The following is a 16,169-nucleotide window of genomic DNA, read 5'->3' as shown; positions in this document are numbered from 1 at the left end:
GTTGGTCGATCGGTGGATCGAGGCTTGGCCGAGGTGCTCCGCCTTGCCGTCGAGCACACCATCCCCGTCACCGCCAGGGGCAGCGGCACAGGGTTGTCGGGAGCCGCCATCCCGGTGGCAGGCGGCATCGTGGTGTCGTTCGAACGCATGGCCGAGGTGGTGGAGGTCGACACCGACAACCACGTGGCGGTGGTCCAACCCGGCGTCACCCTCCAAGAGCTCGACACCGTGCTCGCCGCGCACGGGTTGATCTACCCGGTGTTCCCTGGTGAGTACAGCGCCAGCCTCGGCGGCAACGTCGCCACCAACGCCGGCGGCATGCGCGCCGTGAAGTACGGTGTCACCCGCCACCAGGTGCTCGGCCTGGAAGCCGTGCTCCCCGGCGGCGAGGTCATCCGCACCGGAGGGCGCTATGTGAAGTCCTCCACGGGCTACGACCTCACCCAGCTCATCATCGGTTCTGAGGGAACCCTGGCGCTGGTCACCGAGGCCACGCTGCGGGTCTACCCCCGCCCCGCCAACACCGCCACGCTGCTCGCACCGTTCCGCAGCCTCGACGAGGTCATGACCGCAGTGCCCAAGGTCATCACCAGCGGCGTCGACCCGCTCATCCTCGAGTACATCGACAAGGGCACCCTGGCAGCCATGAGCGCCCGGGCCGGCATGGACCTGGGCATCTCCGACGAGGTGAAGGACACGGCGCTCGCCTACCTGGTCGTGATGCTCGAGGACCACCACGCCGACCGCCTCGACGAGGACGTGCAGTCGGTTGCCGAGCTGATGAGCACCCTCGGCGCCATCGACGTGTACGTGCTGCCACCGGCGAGCGGCACCCAGCTCATCCAAGCCCGCGAGAAGGCGTTCTGGCTCGCCAAGGCCGCGGGCGCCCACGACATCATCGACGTGGTGGTGCCCAGGGCGTCGATCGCCACGTTCATGGCCGAGGTGACCGCCCTGGCCGAGCGAACCGGCACCTTGATCGCCGGGTGCGGTCACGCCGGTGACGGCAACGTCCACCTCTCGGTGTTCCAGCCCGACACCGAGGTGCGCTCGGCCACCCTCTCCGAGCTGTTCTCCATCGGGCTGTCGCTCGGTGGTGCCATCTCCGGAGAGCACGGCATCGGAACCGCCAAGCGCAGCTACTTCCTCGATCTCGAAGACCCAGCCAAGGTCGCGCTCATGCGCCGCATCAAGGCAGCCTTTGACCCCACCGGCATCATGAACCCGGCCACGCTCCTCGGCGATGGTGGGAAGGAGACAGCATGAACGGAGCCCGAGCGCTCATCGCCACCCTCGCCGACGCCGGGGTCGAAGTGTGCATCACCAACCCCGGCACCTCCGAGATGCACTTCGTCGCCGCCCTCGATGACGTCACCGAGATGCGGGCGGTGCTCGGCCTGTTCGAAGGCGCGATCACCGGCGCCGCCGACGGCTACGGCCGCATGGCCGACCGCCCGGCCGCCACGCTGCTGCACCTCGGGCCCGGTCTCGGCAACGGCCTGGCCAACCTGCACAACGCCCGGCGGGCCAACACGCCAGTGGTCAACATCGTGGGTGACCACGCCACCTACCACGAGCGCTACGACGCGCCGCTCCAATCCGACATCGAGGGAGTGGCCCGCAACGTATCGGGTTGGTACCGGCGCAGCACCAGCACCAAGCACCTCGCGACCGATGCGGCCGATGCAGTGGCTGCTGCCTCCACCCCACCAGGCCAGGTGGCCACGCTGGTGCTGCCCGCCGACGTGTCGTGGAACGAAGGTGCCGCCCCCGCAACACCCAAGGCGCCACCGGCTCGATCCATCGTCGGGGACGACGCCGTCGAGGCAGTGGCCAAGGCGTTGAGCGGCGGTGAGCCTGCCGTGCTGCTCCTCGGAGGTCGCGCGACGCGCGAGGACGGGCTCGTCGCCGCGGCGCGGGTGGCTGCGGCCACCGGGGCCCGCCTCATGGCCGAGACCTTCCCGGCACGACTCCAGCGCGGTGCGGGGATCCCAGCGGTCGATCGCATCCCCTACCTCGGCGAGATGGCCCTCGCCCAGCTCGAAGGGACCCGCCACCTCGTCCTCGTCGAGGCCCCCTCGCCGGTGTCGTTCTTCGCCTACCCGGACAAGCCGAGCGACCTGGTGCCCGAGGGCTGTGAGGTGCATGTGCTCGCCGAAGGTGGCGACGACGCCATCCAGGCGCTGACCCACCTCGCCGACCGCCTCGGCGCCAGCCACGACATCACCCGGCCCGCCGCTGCCCGTCCCGACCTCCCGGGCGGTGCTCTCACACCGGAGGCGGTCGCGCTCACCCTCGGGGCGCTGCTGCCCGAAGGGGCCATCGTCGCCGACGAGGCCAACACGTCGGGCCTGTTCACCGCAGGAGCCACCGCCGGCTGCCCGCCTCACGACTGGCTGACCAACTGCGGCGGCTCGATCGGCATCGGCATCCCCCTCGCCACCGGAGCCGCCCTGGCGTGCCCCGATCGTCCGGTGGTGTGCCTCGAGGCCGACGGCAGCGCCATGTACACGCTCCAGGCGTTGTGGACCCAAGCTCGTGAGAGGCTCGATGTGACCACCATCGTCTTCACCAACCGGGCCTATGCCATCTTGAACATGGAGCTCAACCGGGTGGGCGCCGGCGCCGGCGGCCCGAAGGCGCTCGACATGCTCGACCTCAGCCGCCCCGACCTCGACTTCGCGGGACTGGCTCGCAGCATGGGCGTCGACGCGGTCACCGCTACCACGGCCGACGAGCTCAACACCGCGCTGGCCCGGGCGTTCAACGAACCGGGCCCGCACCTGATCGACGCCGTCCTCGCGGCCGGGTAGACCAGACAAGCGTCAGCCAACTGGGCCCCGGCGGCGATCTCAGCTCTCGAGCAGGCGGCCGAGACGCTCGACGGTCTCGATGAACTCGTCGAGCATCTCGAACACCACCTGGCTCGAGGTCTTGCGCTGGTTCATGGTGCCGACGATCTGTCCGACGAAGTAGTTGGCTAGCTTCTCAGCATCCGAACCAGCGGTGAACGCGCCCCGGCTGATGCGCCGCTGCGCACGCGACGCCAGGATCGGCTGGAGCGGCATGCCGAGCGGTTCTGGGGTGTCGGACCGCTCCCACTCCTCGGTCCAGGCCGACTTGAGCATCCTGGCGGGCTTGCCGGTGAGCGAGCGCGAGCGCAGCGTGTCGTCGGAGGTGGCGACGAGCATCTTCTCCTTCACCACTGGCTGAGTCTCGGCTTCGTCGGTGGTGAGCCAGACCGAACCGCACCACACGCCCTGCGCGCCGAGGGCCATCGCCGCGGCCATCTGGCGGCCCCGACCGATACCACCAGCACCCAGCACGGGGACCGGCGCGACCGCGTCGACCACCTCGGGGATGAGGACCATGGATCCGATCTCTCCGGTATGGCCACCCGCCTCGTAACCCTGGGCGATGATGATATCGACACCGGCCTGGACGTGGCGCTCGGCGTGAACCGCCTTACCGGCCAAGGCACCGACGAGCCGACCCTCCTCCTTCACCCGGTCGATGAGGAACTGCGGAGGCGGGCCCAGCGCGTTGGCGACGAACGCGGCACGATGGGCCAAGGTGATCTCGAGCTGTGGGCCAGCCGAGGACGCAGAGAACGGAACGTGCACCTTGTCGCTGAAGTCCAGCCCAGCTCCGCCAGGGTCCTCATCCTCGGGCAGGTCGGGGACCGAGTAGCGGCGGAGGATGTCTTCGACGAACTCCTGGTGCGCGGGCGGGATCAGCGCGCGGACGTCGTCCATGGTGTAGCCACCGGTCTCGTCACCGGCGTACTTCGCGGGCACGATGAGGTCGACACCGTAGGGCCGGTCGCCGATCTCGGCCTCGATCCAGTCGAGGTCGATCTCGAGCTGCTCGGGCGTGTGCGACACGGCACCGAGGACCCCGAGACCGCCGGCCTTCGACACCGCAGCGACCACGTCGCGGCAGTGCGAGAAGGCGAAGATCGGGAACTCGATGCCGAGCATGTCGGTCACGTCGGTACGCATGGTGTCCTCATTCGGGTAGGGAGGTGGCGACGGGGCCTTCGGTGGGTGGACCGGCGAAGGCTTGGGCGTGAGCGAGCCAGTCGCGGGCCAGGTCGCCCTGGACCGCTAGGCGCGTGTCGTGCGGGTGGCGGCGCTGGGTGACGACCAGGCAGAAGTCCTCGGCCGGCCCGCGGACCACATCGGTCGCGTTGTCAGGACCCCAGGTCCAGGTGTCACCGGACGGGGCCTCCAACTCGACGCGCACCTCGTCCTCGGGCACGTCCAGGCCCCGGTTGAGGTACGACCACGCCCGGGTGATCACACCGAGCTGCGCGATGTGGCGAAGCCGATCGGTGGGCTCGCGCCGCGCGTGGACACCCGCGCTCCTCGCGGCGTCGAGAACGTCCTGGCCGTGCGCCCAGGTCTCCATCAACCGGGCGGTGAGGAACGACTTGGCACCCATCGACGGGCCGTACCACTCGATCCGGTCGCCGTCGCTCAGTCCCGCGGCAGCACGGGCGAGGCGGCTGCGGTTGTCCCGCCAGGCGGCGAGGAGCTCGGGCGGAGCCATGGCGCGGTACCTGCCGAGCATGAAGTCCTCCGCCGCGTCCGCGCCGCCGTCGAGCGAGGCCGCCATCAGCTCGTCGCGACTGGCGGCGAAGCCTTGCGGGTCCTCGATGGCTTGGGCGGCGACGCCGTCGAAGTAGGTGAGGTGGCCGATCTGATCCGCGATGGTCCAGCCGGCACTCGGTGTGTCGAGGCGCCACTGGTCGTCGTCGAGGGCCGACACCACCGCATCGAGCACCTCCTGCTCCGCGGCAAGATCCGCGGCCACGCGCTTCACATCGACGGTCATGTCGCCTCCTCTGCCTGCGCCCAGGACGGACGTCGCTTCTCCAGGAAGGCCGCCATCCCCTCGGCGGCCTCGTTGGTGCCGAACAGCGCGGATGAACGGGCCGCTGTGACGCGGAACGCCTCGTCGATCGGTAAGGAGGGGATCTCGTTGACGAGCGCCTTCGCCCCGGCGAGCGCGTTCGGGCCGCCGTGCCGCAGGTCGTCGACGACCTCGGCCACCGCGGCGTCGAGCTCGGCCGCAGGGACGGCCCTGTTGATGAGGCCGATCTCGGCTGCCTCGGCCGCCGGGAAGCGCCGACCCCGAAGGAACGCTTCGAGCGCATCGCCCCGTCGCATCTTGGGAAGACAGACCACCGAGATGATCGCCGGGATCACCCCGACGCGAACCTCGGTGAAACCGAGGAGCACGTCGTCGCGGGCGATCGAGATGTCGAGCGCTGCGGCGAGCCCGACCCCACCGGCGACCGCGTGCCCGTCGAGCCGCCCCACCACCGGGGTCGGCGAGGTCTGGATCGCGCCCAGGAGCTCGGGAAAGCCGCGTGCACCCTTCGCGCCAGGCTGTGCACCTGACTGCTCGCTGAGGTTGGCGCCTGCGCAAAAGACCCGGCCATCGTTGGTGACCACGATGACCCGCACCGATGGGTCGGCGTTCGCGTCCTCCAACCCGTCGAGCAGCGCGCCGATCATCGCCTGGGTCAGCGTGTTGCGGTTGTCGGGGTCGGCCAGGGTGATGGTGGCTACCCCGTCAGCGACCTCGACCCGCACGGGCGAGGGGTCGGGTGTGTCGGTGATCATCCCACAGGATAATATTGACCTTTGCGGATTACCGCAATACCTTCTCCTCATGAACCCGACGATGCTCGCGGCACCGATCCGCTCGACGCTCGACACGACGAGCGAGAACTTCGCCAAGAACCGCTCCGACATGCAGGAACAGCTCGCGGTCATCGACGAGCTGCTTGACGAGGCCGAAGCCGGCGGGGGGCCGAGCCGGATGGAGCGGCTGCGGTCCAGGGGCAAGCTGCCGGTGCGCGAGCGCATCGCCAACGTGTTGGACCCCGACACGCCGTTCCTTGAGATCAGCCCGCTGGCCGCGTACGAGTCGGCGTACACCATCGGCGGCGGGATGATCATCGGCATCGGCGTCATCGCGGGCACCGAGTGCGTGATCCTCGCGAACGACCCGTCGGTGCTCGGGGGGGCGCTCACCCCCTACGCCGCGAAGAAGTGGAGCCGTGCGCTCGAGATCGCGCGCGACAACCGGATGCCCTATGTCAGCTTCGTCGAGTCCGCCGGAGCCGACCTGCGGGTGAACACCGAAGGTGGCGGCGATGGAGGTGGTCGCCGGGTTCAGGTCGACCACTTCGCCGAGACCGGCCGCTTCTTCTACGAGCTGATCGAGCTGTCCAAGATGGAGATCCCCACCATCGCCGTGGTCTTCGGATCCTCCACCGCGGGTGGCGCCTACCAGCCGGGCCTCTCCGACTACGTCATCGTGGTGAAGGAGCAGTCCAAGATCTTCCTCGCCGGACCGCCACTGGTGAAGATGGCCACCGGCGAGGAGAGCGACGACGAGACGCTCGGGGGTGCCGACCTGCACGCCGAGGTCTCCGGCCTCGGCGACTACTACGCGGTCGACGAGCTCGACGCGCTGCGCACCTGCCGCGAGGTCGTGCAGCACCTCAACTGGCGCAAGGCCGGGCCCGACCCGACGTTTCGTCCCGATCCCCCGATCTATGACCCCGAGGAGCTGCTCGGGATCGTCAGCCGCGATCTGAAACAGCCCGTCGACGTGCGCGACGTCATCGCCCGGGTCGTCGACGGCTCTCGCTTCGAGGAGTTCAAGCCCCGCTACGGGCGATCGATGGTGTGCGGCTGGGCCTCGATCCACGGGTACCCCATCGGGATCCTCGGCAACAACGGGGTGATCTACCCCGAGTCCGCCGAAAAGGCAGCTCACTTCATCCAGCTCTGCAACCAGATCGACGTCCCCCTGCTCTTCCTGCAGAACGTCACCGGCTACATCGTCGGACGCGACTTCGAGGCCGGTGGGATCATCAAGAAGGGCTCACAGATGATCAACGCGGTGACCGCCTCGACGGTTCCGCACCTCACCGTCATCATCGGGTCGTCATATGGCGCCGGCACCTACGGCATGTCTGGCCGGGCGTTCGGCAACCGCTTCACGTTCCTGTGGCCGACGGCCAAGATCGCGGTGATGGGCCCCAAGCAGATCGCCGGGGTCATGTCGATCGTCCGGCGAGGCCAGGCGGCACGCGACGGTGTGCCCTTCGACGAGGAGGAGGACACCAAGGTGGCCGAGATGGTCGAAGCCATCCAGGAGGAGGGCTCGCTCGCACTCCGAGCCACCGGTGCGATCAGCGACGACGGGATCATCGACCCACGCGACACACGCACGGTGCTCGCGCTCTGCCTCTCGGTCGTGCGCAACAAGGCGATCGAGGGAACCGAGAGCTATGGGGTGTTCCGGCTGTGAACGAGGGAGCGACCACCACACCGGCCACCACACCCATCACCGCGCTGCTCGTTGCCAACCGAGGCGAGATCGCCCGGCGGATCTTTCGGACCGCGCGATCGATGGGCATGCGCTGCATCGCCGTCTACTCCGACGCCGACGCCGGCGCACCCTTCGTCGCTGACGCCGACGAGGCGGTACGACTCCCGGGCGGGTACCTCGATGCCCGAGCCATCATCGATGCCGCCCGCAGTACAGGCGCCGGAGCCATCCATCCTGGCTACGGGTTCCTGGCCGAAAGCGGTGCCTTTGCCACAGCGGTGATCGACGCTGGGCTCCTCTGGGTCGGACCGTCGCCTGTGGCGATCGACGCGATGGGCGACAAGCTCGCCGCCAAGCGTGCAGCCGTCGAAGCAGGGGTCCCGACGCTCCCCTCCTCCGACGTCGTGGCCGACGCTGGCGACATCGGCTACCCGCTGCTCGTGAAGGCCGCCGCCGGTGGTGGCGGAAAGGGCATGCGAATCGTCCACGCCCCTGCCCAACTCGACGAGGCCGTCGCGGCAGCCCAGCGCGAGGCCGCCGGCGCGTTCGGCGACGACCGGATCTTCCTCGAACGCTACGTGGCCCGTTCCCGCCACATCGAGATCCAGATTCTCGGCGACCGCTACGGCAACCTGTTGCACCTCGGCGAGCGCGAGTGCTCCATCCAGCGCCGCCACCAGAAGATCATCGAGGAGTCGCCGTCGCCGGTCGTCGACCCGGCCATGCGCCAGGCGATGGGCGAGGCCGCGCTCGCCCTCGCCGGGGCTCTCAGCTACCAGTCGGCAGGCACCGTCGAGTTCCTCGTCGACGAAGCCACCCGCGAGTTCTTCTTCCTCGAGGTAAACACCCGCCTCCAGGTCGAGCATCCGGTCACCGAGGCGGTGACCGGGCTCGACCTCGTTCGCGAGCAGCTTTGCATCGCGGCCGGCGAGCCGCTCGGCTACGAGCAGCACGACATCGGTTGGTCCGGGCATGCCGTCGAGGCCCGGCTCTACGCCGAAGACGTCGCCGCGGGATTCCTGCCGGTGGCGGGCACCCTCGATGCGTTCGAACCCGCGGCCGAACCTGCGGTGCGCTGGGACACCGGCGTCGAGGCCGGCTCGGTGATCGGGGTGCAGTTCGACCCGATGCTCGCCAAGGTCATCGCCCACGCCCCGTCCCGGGCCGAAGCGGCCGGCCGCCTGGCCCTGGCCCTCGAACGCCTGCACCTGGGCGGCATGATCACGAACCGGTCGTTCCTCGCGGCCACCCTGCGCGAACCCGCCTTTCTGGCCGGTGACACCACGACCGACTTCATCGATCGGGTCGACCCGGTGCCCGAGGACCTCGACGATCAGGGCCTCGAAAAGGCGGCGACCGTCGCCGCCTTGTGGTTGCAGGGCCTCAACCGGGCCAACACCCCGGTCCTCGCCGGGCTGCCCAGCGGCTGGCGCAACGCTCGCTTGCCGGCGCAAAAGACGATGTTCACCGTGGGCAGCCGGACGGTCGAGATCACCTACCAGTCCCTGCGCGACGGCTCGTTCCGGCTCGGCTCCGGCGGGGAGGCGCGGGTGCACCGCTGGACTCTCGACGCCATCGACGTCGAGGTCGACCGGCATCGCAGCACCAGCCGGGTCACCCACATCGACGACCGGCTGCACGTCCAGTGCCGGTCCGGGACTGTCACCCTCTACATCTCCCCCCGGTTCTCGGCCCCCGAATCGATCGCCACGGCCGGAGGCCTCGAAGCACCCATGGCGGGGGTGGTCCGCGACGTGCGCGTCGCAGTCGGCGACGAGGTGGTGGCCGGCCAGGTCCTCGTCGTGCTCGAAGCGATGAAGATGGAGCACCCGATCACCGCGCCTGTCGCCAGCACCGTCACCGAGGTCAACGTGCAGGACGCCAGCCAGGTCCAGCGAGGCGACGTGCTGCTTGCCGTCGAACCGCTCGATGCGACCGCCACCGACGACCAACCCGAGGAGGGATCGTGACCAATCCGGTCCGCATCGCCAACTGCTCCGGCTTCTACGGCGACCGGCTCTCGGCTGCTGCCGAGATGGTCGAGGGCGGCCCCATCGACGTGCTCACCGGCGACTGGCTCGCCGAGCTGACCATGCTGATCCTCGCCCGCACCCAGGCCAGACGGCCTCGCGGTGGCTTCGCTCGGACCTTCGTCACCCAGATGGAGCAGGTCATGCGCACCTGCCTCGATCGGGGCATCAAGGTGGTGTCCAACGCCGGTGGGCTCGACCCCGACGGCTGCGCCGAGGCGGTCGCCGAGGTCGCCGACCGGCTCGGCTTGGCCCCGAAGATCGCCTATGTGAGCGGCGACAACCTGCTCCCGCGCCTCGACGAGCTGATCGAGGCGGGTGTCGACCTCGCGAACCTCGACACGGGTGAGCCGGTCGGCGACACCTCCAGGTTCATCAGCGCGAACGCCTACCTCGGCTGCTGGGGGATCGTCGACGCCCTCGGCCAGGGGGCCGACATCGTCATCACCGGCAGGGTCACCGACGCGGCGGTGGTCTGCGGACCGGCCGCGTGGCACCACGGCTGGGCGCGCGACGACTGGGACGCGCTGGCCGGCGCGGTCGTCGCCGGCCACGTCATCGAGTGCGGCGCGCAGGCAACCGGTGGCAACTACTCGTTCTTCACCGAGGTCGGCGACCTCACCAGGCCAGGCTTCCCGTGGGCCGAGGTGGCCGCCGACGGTTCGACGGTGATCGGCAAGCACGACGGCACCGGCGGTCAGGTGTCGATCGGGACGGTCACCTCCCAGCTGCTCTATGAGATCGCCGGTCCCGCGTACCTCGGACCCGACGTGACCGCCCGGTTCGACACCATCGAACTGAGCGAGGCAGGACCCGACCGGGTACGCATCAGCAGCACCAAGGGCGAACCACCGCCGACGACCCTGAAGGTCGCGATGAACGAGCTCGGGGGGTTCCGCAACGATCTGCGGGTCGCGCTCACCGGGCTCGACATCGAGGCCAAGGCCGCCGTGGTCGAGGCCGGGTTCTGGGCCGCCTGCCGCTACGGGCCCGAGGACTTCGCGAGCGTCACCACCAGGCTGGTCCGCACCGACAAGGCCGACCCGGCCACGAACGAGGAGGCCGTGGCGCTGTGGCGGATCAGCGTGAAGGATCCCGACGAGTCGAAGGTCGGCCGGGCGGTGTCCAACGCAATGATCGAGCTGGCGCTGGCCAACATCCCCGGGTTCTTCGCGGTCGGTGGTGGCCCGTCGGCCGGCAGCCCCTACGGCGTCTACCGACCGGCACTCGTCCCCGCCGAGCTGGTCCCCCAGCACGTCCGGATGCTCGATGGGGGAGCGACCGTGATCGAGTCGGTAGCTCCGCAGGACTCGGTCGAGGTCGTGCCCGCACCCGGCCCGAGCTTGCCAGCCCCCGCGGGGGAGACGGTCAGTGTCGCACTCGGTCGTGTGGTCGGGGCCCGCTCGGGCGACAAGGGCGGCAACGCCAACCTGGGTGTGTTCGTCCGCAGCGACGAGGCGTGGGCCTGGCTCGACGAGTTCCTCACCGTCGACCGGCTGAAGCTGTTGCTGGCAGAAACCGCCGAGCTGGAGGTGCAGCGTCACCGGTTGCCCGCCCTGCGGTCCCTCAACTTCGTGATCGTGGGGCTGCTCGAAGAAGGGGTCGCCGCGTCGACCCGCCAGGACGGCCAGGCCAAGAGCCTCGGCGAGTGGCTCCGGGCCCGCGTGGTCGACCTGCCTGCTGTGCTCATTCGGTGAGCACCGGCACCCCGACCACCAGGGCCGACCTCCAGGCTCGGCTGCAGTCGGTCCCCCGGCCTGCCCCGTTGCTCGACCGTGAGCGCGAGCGAGCCCTCACCAGCCGCCAGCGGGAGATCCTCGACCAGCTCGGAGGCCTCTTCGAGAACGGCTTCACCCACCTGACGATGGCTGAGATCGCGTCGCGGTTGAGCTGCTCGCTGCGCACGCTGTACGAGCTCGCACCCAGCCGCGACGAGCTGGTCCTGATGGTGGTCGACCGCAACCTCTGGCGGGTCGGTCGCCGCGCGGCCAGTGCCCTCGACGAGGACATGGCCCCGCTCGACGCGATCCGTTCGTACCTGCGTGCCGCGACGGTCGCCGTCGTCTCGGTGACTCCGGCAGTGACCCGCGACCTCGCGTCGATCCCCGCCGGCAGGGACATGTACGAAGCGCACTCCGACTACATCGTGGGGATCACACGGTGTCTGCTCGACCTCGCGATCGAGCGCGGCGACATCTCCCCGGTGGACACCGCGGCCCTCGCCAGGGTCATGGCTGGTGTCGGTCGCGACTTTTCACGAGCCGAAGTGATCTCCACCCTTTGCTCCTCGCCCAAAGAAGCCGCCGACGAGGTGGTGGACGTGATCCTTCGAGGCCTTCAGGGTCTGCGGTCTGACTCGTCGAGCGCCGAGGCGTCGTCGGTGCGCCGCGCCGGACGGGCTTAAGAGCGGGCCGCCTCAGCCCGACGCGGCGGCGAGGAGCTGTTGGCAGGCCCGTTCGCACTCGCGGCACAGGTCGGCGCACCGCTGGCAGTGCTCGTCGCTGTGCGAGCCGCACTCCTCGGCAGACTCGGCGCAGGCACGGGCGCACACCTCCACCAGCTGACGCCACGAATCGCCGCCAGGTCCGGGACCGCTCAGCACGCGGCCGGTCGCCGCGCAGATCTCGGCACAGATCAGGTCGAGCTTGATGCAGCGGCGCATGTCGGCCACGTCGTCCCCGGCGAGGCAGGCATCGGCGCAGGCGGTGCATCCCGCCGCGCACTCGAAGCAGGCCTGCACCGCCCGGGTGATCTCGGCCAGATCGAACGTGTCCTTGTTCGGGTGGTCGGCGAGCACGTCGGCAAGTCCCATGAAGCACCTCTTTCTGTCGCGTGACCCTCACCTGCCCGGAACGCGCCCGGTTCACTCATCGCCCGCTGACCGAGGTCAGTCAGTCGATGGTGATCTTGCTCAGGTCCTTGATGGGTTCGGGCCAATCCATGTTCAGGTGCTCGAGCGTCTCGACCAGGACCCGGCCGACCAACAGGTCGCGGAACCACTTGCGGTCCGAGGGCACCACGTACCAGGGGGCGGTGTTGGTGCTCGTCCGTTCGAGCATCACGCGGTAGGCCTCCTGGTAGTCGTTCCACCGCTCGCGAGTGCGCAGGTCGCCGTGCTCGAACTTCCAGTGCTTGGTGGGGTTCTCGAGCCGCTCCTCCAGACGCTCCTTCTGCTCGTCCTTGGAGATGTGCAGGAAGAACTTGCGGATGATGGTGCCCTCGTCAGTCAGCCGTCGTTCGAAGTCGACGATGTGCCCATACCGCTTCTCCCATCGCTCACGGGGAACGAGATCCTCGACACGAACGACGAGCACGTCCTCGTAGTGGCTGCGGTTGAAGATGACGATCTCGCCGTCCTTGGGGATCTGCATGTTGACCCGCCAGAGGTAGTCGCGCGCCAGTTCCACCTCGGTCGGACGCTTGAACTCGGCTGCCCGGATACCGAGTGGGTTGACGGCGTCGAACACTCGGCGAGTGGTGCTGTCCTTGCCCGAGGTGTCCATGCCCTGGAGCACGATCAACAGCCGCGCCGCCTTCGTCGCGTGGAGCAGCACCTGGAGCTCGCTGAGACGTTCGGAGATGTCGTCGCTCCAGTCCTTGGCGTCGTCCTTCTCGCCGTCGAAGCCGTCGGTCGAGTCGGGTGAGAAGTCGGCCAGATCGACGATCGCCCCGGGGCGTACACGGAATCGCTCGGTGTCCATCGCCCCGTGTCTAGCGCACCGCTGCAATCCGTGGTCGGCTCCGTGGTGCTACCGTCCGGCGGGTGGCACGGGTTCGTCTCGCGGTGGCGTTGCTCCTGCCCGAGCAGGTGGCCCCCGAGGTGGACGGGCTCCGGCGGGCGTTCGGAGCCGATCCGAGCTACATCGCCCCCCACATCACCCTCGTCCCACCGGTGAACATCGGTGACGACGAGGTTCCCGAGACGTTGGCGATCCTGCGGCGGGCTGCTGCTGGTGTCGACCCCCCGTTGAGGCTCACCCTTGGTCCCTTCGACACGTTCCTGCCCCGCAACCCGGTGATCTACCTGGCGGTCGGCGGGTCTCCGGATCATGTCACTGCGCTGCGCGACGCCTGCTGGGACGGCCCCTTCGGTCGTCCCGAGACACGGCCCTACGTTCCCCACGTCACGGTGACGCGTGGGCTCTCACCCGAGGACGATGCCACGGTGCGGCGTCTGCTGGGTCGCTACGAACGGGAGGTGGAGATCGACCGTCTGCACCTGTTGGCCCAGGTGGCCGACCCCGACCGGGGACGCCACTGGGTCCCCACCGCGGATGCGGCCTTCGGGCCACGCCGGATGATCGGCACCGGCGGGGTCGAGATCGAGCTCTCGGTGTCGACGCTGGCCGACCCCGAAGCCCGACGGTTCCTGGTGGACCACGGGTGCGATGTCGCGCTGCCCACCGGTCACTGGCGGTCGATCGTGGTCGCCGGGCGGATGGAGGGCTCGGTCGCGGGTGTTGCGTGGGGTCGCCAAGCCGGCCGTGCAGCCGTGCTCGACCACATCTTCGTTGCCCCCGCCGCGCGGCGAACGGGCCTCGCCGGTCACCTCGTCGCCGCGGTGGAGCACGACGTGGCCCGCCACGGTGGGGCGGTGCTCGAGGCGCTGCCCCCGCTCGACGAACCCGGGGCACGGACCCTCGCCGCTCGTGGGTGGACCGAACGGCCGGGCCCGGGTGGCCCGCGCCTCTGGCGGGCGTTGGGTCCCGACGATCTGGGTCAGTCGAACTCGATCGAGGCGTAGTCTCGCAACTTGTCGAGGCGGTGCTGGGCGTTGACCTGGCGCACGGTGCCGGACTTGGATCGCATGACCAGCGACTGGGTGGTTGCACCCCTGAAGTCGTACTGCACACCCCGCAACAGCTCGCCGTCGGTGATGCCGGTGGCGGCGAAGAAGCAGTTCTCGCTGCGCACCAGGCTGTCGGTGGTGAGGACCTCGTCCATCTGGTAGCCGGCGTCGATCGCCGCCTGTCGTTCGGCGTCGTCGCGCGGGTGGAGCCGTCCCTGGAGCTCGCCGCCCATGCACTTGAGCGCCGCCGCGGAGATGACACCCTCGGCGCAACCGCCGATGCCGATGAGGACGTCGATGCCCGACTCGGGCCAGGCCGGGGCGATCGCCGCTGGAGCGTCGCCGTGCTCGATGAGGCGGATGCGGGCCCCCGCCTCGCGGACCTGGGCGATGAGGTCGTCGTGGCGGGGTCGATCGAGCATCACCACCGTGAGGTCGCGCACCGACTTGCCCTTGGCCTTGGCCACCGCCTTGAGGTTGTCGATCACCGGCCGGTCGATGTCGACCAGCCCCTTGGCCTCGGGTCCGACCGCCAACTTGTCCATGTAGAAGATGGGACCGGGATCGAACATCGACCCGTGGTCGGAGACCGCGATGACCGAGGTGGCGCCACCTTGGCCGTTGGCGGTGAGGGTGGTGCCCTCGATCGGGTCGACCGCGATGTCGCAGCGGGGAGGGCTGCCGTCGCCGATGTGCTCGCCGTTGTAGAGCATCGGCGCTTCGTCCTTCTCGCCCTCGCCGATGATGACGGTGCCGTCCATCGGAACCGTGGCCAGGACCTTGCGCATGGCGTCCACCGCCGCTCCGTCGGCCCCTTCCTTCTCACCCCTGCCCACCCAGCGGGCGGCCGCGAGCGCCGCCGCCTCGGTGACCCGTACCAGTTCGAGGGCAAGGTTCCGGTCCGGAGCCTCTCCGGGGTCGTCACTGGAGTCGTCGCTCATGATCCGACACTACCCACTCGCCACACGAGGAGGCCATGTGGATCAGAGCTCGACGTCGGGCGCGTGCGAGGATGGGGCCATGGCAGTGAAGCGATGCCCGAACTGCGGCGACCTGTACCTGGCCGCGGTCGACGTGTGCGCCGACTGCGGTATCGGCCTCGTCGAGGTCGACGATGCCGACTCGGGCGAGGTTCCCGCCGAGACCGCGGCTCCCGAGTCGACGACCACGAGCAGCGTCACCGGCGACCATGCCGTGTGGGAGCTCGACGCCTGGACCATGGAGGGTCGGCGTCTGCTCGACGGCATGCTGTCCAGTGCCGAGATCCCCCGTGGCTGGCAGGGTGCGTCCCTGGTGGCGCCCCGGACCGTGCGCGATCAGGTGGACGACATGGTCGCCGTGGTCGCCCGGGGCGACGCGCGCGTGGGACTCGACGACGAGACCCTCGCCGCGGCCGACGCCGGTGCGACCATCGGGGAGACGGTCGGGTACGAGGTGTCGGACTGGCCCGCCGATGCTCTCGACCGACTCGAGGAGCTGCTTGCCCGCAACCAGGTTCCCTACGGCTGGGACGAAGACGGAGACCTGGTGGTGGCGGTCGACCACGAGGCGACCGTCGACTCGATCTTTGCTCGGCTGAGCGACGGCGTGGATGGCGACGACGCCGACGAGGCCGCCGACGACGAGGGCCCCGAGGCGCTGGAGACGCTTTCGGAGATGTTTCTCGCCGCGGACACCTTGGCCAGGAACCCGCTCGACGGCAACGCTGCCCGTTCGCTCGTGGCGGCCAAGGCCAGGGCCGACGAGCACCGATTGCCGTTCGGGTTCTCGCCGAAGGTGTGGGAGGCGATCCTCGGGCAGGCCCGGGCGCTCACCGAACAGATCGACTCCGGTGGCCTCGACGACGACGCGGTCGAGGACGCTGCGGCCGAGCTTCGCAGCACCCTGCGCGACTACGTCTGAGTTCTCCAGGATGTGGATGTTGGGGTGGATGGTGCGGGGCTGGATCTTCTCGATCCGACATCAGGAACCGGCTGGCTCACCGTTACCCTTCGGGC

General features: G+C 69.5%; 14 protein-coding genes. 8 read left to right on the top strand and 6 right to left on the bottom strand.

From position 1 onward, the window contains the following. The first annotated feature begins 33 nt into the window (after positions 1-33). Together U5K29_10650 and U5K29_10645 are read left to right on the top strand one after the other, a co-directional pair. Entirely contained in the window at positions 34-1,266 is a 1,233-nt protein-coding gene (locus U5K29_10650; protein MDZ7678999.1) for an FAD-linked oxidase C-terminal domain-containing protein, read from the top strand. Next, the gene (locus U5K29_10645) at positions 1,263-2,813 is read left to right on the top strand and encodes an acetolactate synthase large subunit (protein ID MDZ7678998.1); all 1,551 of its coding nucleotides are present in this window, start codon (positions 1,263-1,265) and stop codon (positions 2,811-2,813) included. Before U5K29_10650 ends, U5K29_10645 begins: the two co-directional genes overlap by 4 nt. A gap of 39 nt (positions 2,814-2,852) precedes the next feature. Here the strand turns inward: U5K29_10645 and U5K29_10640 are convergent, their stop codons facing one another. The 3 genes from U5K29_10640 to U5K29_10630 are packed head-to-tail and all read right to left on the bottom strand — an operon-like array spanning position 2,853 to position 5,630. Then, complete coding sequence (locus tag U5K29_10640; protein MDZ7678997.1) at positions 2,853-4,001, bottom strand: nitronate monooxygenase; 1,149 nt, start codon at positions 3,999-4,001, stop codon at positions 2,853-2,855. 7 nt (positions 4,002-4,008) lie between these two features. After that, on the bottom strand, positions 4,009-4,836 hold the full coding sequence (locus U5K29_10635) for a TIGR03084 family metal-binding protein (GenBank protein ID MDZ7678996.1): 828 nt from the start codon (positions 4,834-4,836) through the stop codon (positions 4,009-4,011). After that, on the bottom strand, positions 4,833-5,630 hold the full coding sequence (locus tag U5K29_10630) for an enoyl-CoA hydratase-related protein (GenBank protein MDZ7678995.1): 798 nt from the start codon (positions 5,628-5,630) through the stop codon (positions 4,833-4,835). The genes U5K29_10635 and U5K29_10630 overlap by 4 nt, the downstream gene beginning before the upstream one ends. A 49-nt stretch (positions 5,631-5,679) precedes the next feature. Here U5K29_10630 and U5K29_10625 point away from each other — a divergent pair, with 49 nt between their 5' ends. The 4 genes from U5K29_10625 to U5K29_10610 are packed head-to-tail and all read left to right on the top strand — an operon-like array spanning position 5,680 to position 11,787. After that, on the top strand, positions 5,680-7,332 hold the full coding sequence (locus tag U5K29_10625) for a carboxyl transferase domain-containing protein (protein ID MDZ7678994.1): 1,653 nt from the start codon (positions 5,680-5,682) through the stop codon (positions 7,330-7,332). Next, positions 7,329-9,323, top strand: a complete 1,995-nt coding sequence (locus U5K29_10620) for a biotin carboxylase N-terminal domain-containing protein (GenBank protein MDZ7678993.1) — start codon at positions 7,329-7,331, stop codon at positions 9,321-9,323. Before U5K29_10625 ends, U5K29_10620 begins: the two co-directional genes overlap by 4 nt. Beyond that, positions 9,320-11,080, top strand: a complete 1,761-nt coding sequence (locus U5K29_10615; GenBank protein MDZ7678992.1) for an acyclic terpene utilization AtuA family protein — start codon at positions 9,320-9,322, stop codon at positions 11,078-11,080. The genes U5K29_10620 and U5K29_10615 overlap by 4 nt, the downstream gene beginning before the upstream one ends. Then, entirely contained in the window at positions 11,077-11,787 is a 711-nt protein-coding gene (locus U5K29_10610; GenBank protein ID MDZ7678991.1) for a TetR/AcrR family transcriptional regulator, read from the top strand. Before U5K29_10615 ends, U5K29_10610 begins: the two co-directional genes overlap by 4 nt. Before the next feature lie 12 nt (positions 11,788-11,799). On the opposite strand, the gene U5K29_10605 is transcribed toward U5K29_10610, so the two are convergent. Both U5K29_10605 and U5K29_10600 read right to left on the bottom strand, forming a co-directional pair. Beyond that, positions 11,800-12,195 (bottom strand): four-helix bundle copper-binding protein, encoded by a 396-nt coding sequence (locus tag U5K29_10605; protein ID MDZ7678990.1) that lies wholly within the window; start codon positions 12,193-12,195, stop codon positions 11,800-11,802. Positions 12,196-12,274: 79 nt separating this feature from the next. Beyond that, on the bottom strand, positions 12,275-13,084 hold the full coding sequence (locus U5K29_10600) for a PPK2 family polyphosphate kinase (protein MDZ7678989.1): 810 nt from the start codon (positions 13,082-13,084) through the stop codon (positions 12,275-12,277). A 62-nt stretch (positions 13,085-13,146) separates the two neighbouring features. On the opposite strand from U5K29_10600, the gene U5K29_10595 reads away from it, so the two are divergent. Continuing rightward, positions 13,147-14,127 (top strand): GNAT family N-acetyltransferase, encoded by a 981-nt coding sequence (locus U5K29_10595; GenBank protein MDZ7678988.1) that lies wholly within the window; start codon positions 13,147-13,149, stop codon positions 14,125-14,127. Here U5K29_10595 and glpX read toward each other — a convergent pair. Beyond that, positions 14,103-15,113, bottom strand: a complete 1,011-nt coding sequence (glpX, locus tag U5K29_10590) for a class II fructose-bisphosphatase (GenBank protein ID MDZ7678987.1) — start codon at positions 15,111-15,113, stop codon at positions 14,103-14,105. The genes U5K29_10595 and glpX overlap by 25 nt on opposite strands. Positions 15,114-15,192: 79 nt before the next feature. Between glpX and U5K29_10585 the strand changes: the two genes are divergently transcribed. Then, a complete protein-coding gene (locus tag U5K29_10585) occupies positions 15,193-16,074 on the top strand; it encodes a hypothetical protein (GenBank protein ID MDZ7678986.1) in 882 nt (293 codons plus the stop codon). The last annotated feature ends 95 nt before the right edge of the window (positions 16,075-16,169 follow it).

The organism is Acidimicrobiales bacterium, from assembly GCA_034521975.1.
In the GTDB taxonomy this organism is placed as follows: domain Bacteria; phylum Actinomycetota; class Acidimicrobiia; order Acidimicrobiales; family SKKL01; genus SKKL01.
Note: the sequence above shows the minus strand (reverse complement) of the source record. Positions and strands in the feature narration are given on the sequence as shown.

Excerpts from the sequence above, each read along its gene's own strand:
- U5K29_10630 (MDZ7678995.1), bottom strand. The coding sequence starts at position 5,630 with ATGATCACCGACACACCCGACCCCTCGCCCGTGCGGGTCGAGGTCGCT.
- U5K29_10605 (MDZ7678990.1), bottom strand. The coding sequence starts at position 12,195 with ATGGGACTTGCCGACGTGCTCGCCGACCACCCGAACAAGGACACGTTC.
- U5K29_10625 (MDZ7678994.1), top strand. The coding sequence starts at position 5,680 with ATGAACCCGACGATGCTCGCGGCACCGATCCGCTCGACGCTCGACACG.
- U5K29_10645 (MDZ7678998.1), top strand. The coding sequence starts at position 1,263 with ATGAACGGAGCCCGAGCGCTCATCGCCACCCTCGCCGACGCCGGGGTC.
- U5K29_10635 (MDZ7678996.1), bottom strand. The coding sequence starts at position 4,836 with ATGACCGTCGATGTGAAGCGCGTGGCCGCGGATCTTGCCGCGGAGCAG.
- glpX (MDZ7678987.1), bottom strand. The coding sequence starts at position 15,113 with ATGAGCGACGACTCCAGTGACGACCCCGGAGAGGCTCCGGACCGGAAC.
- U5K29_10640 (MDZ7678997.1), bottom strand. The coding sequence starts at position 4,001 with ATGCGTACCGACGTGACCGACATGCTCGGCATCGAGTTCCCGATCTTC.
- U5K29_10600 (MDZ7678989.1), bottom strand. The coding sequence starts at position 13,084 with ATGGACACCGAGCGATTCCGTGTACGCCCCGGGGCGATCGTCGATCTG.
- U5K29_10585 (MDZ7678986.1), top strand. The coding sequence starts at position 15,193 with ATGGCAGTGAAGCGATGCCCGAACTGCGGCGACCTGTACCTGGCCGCG.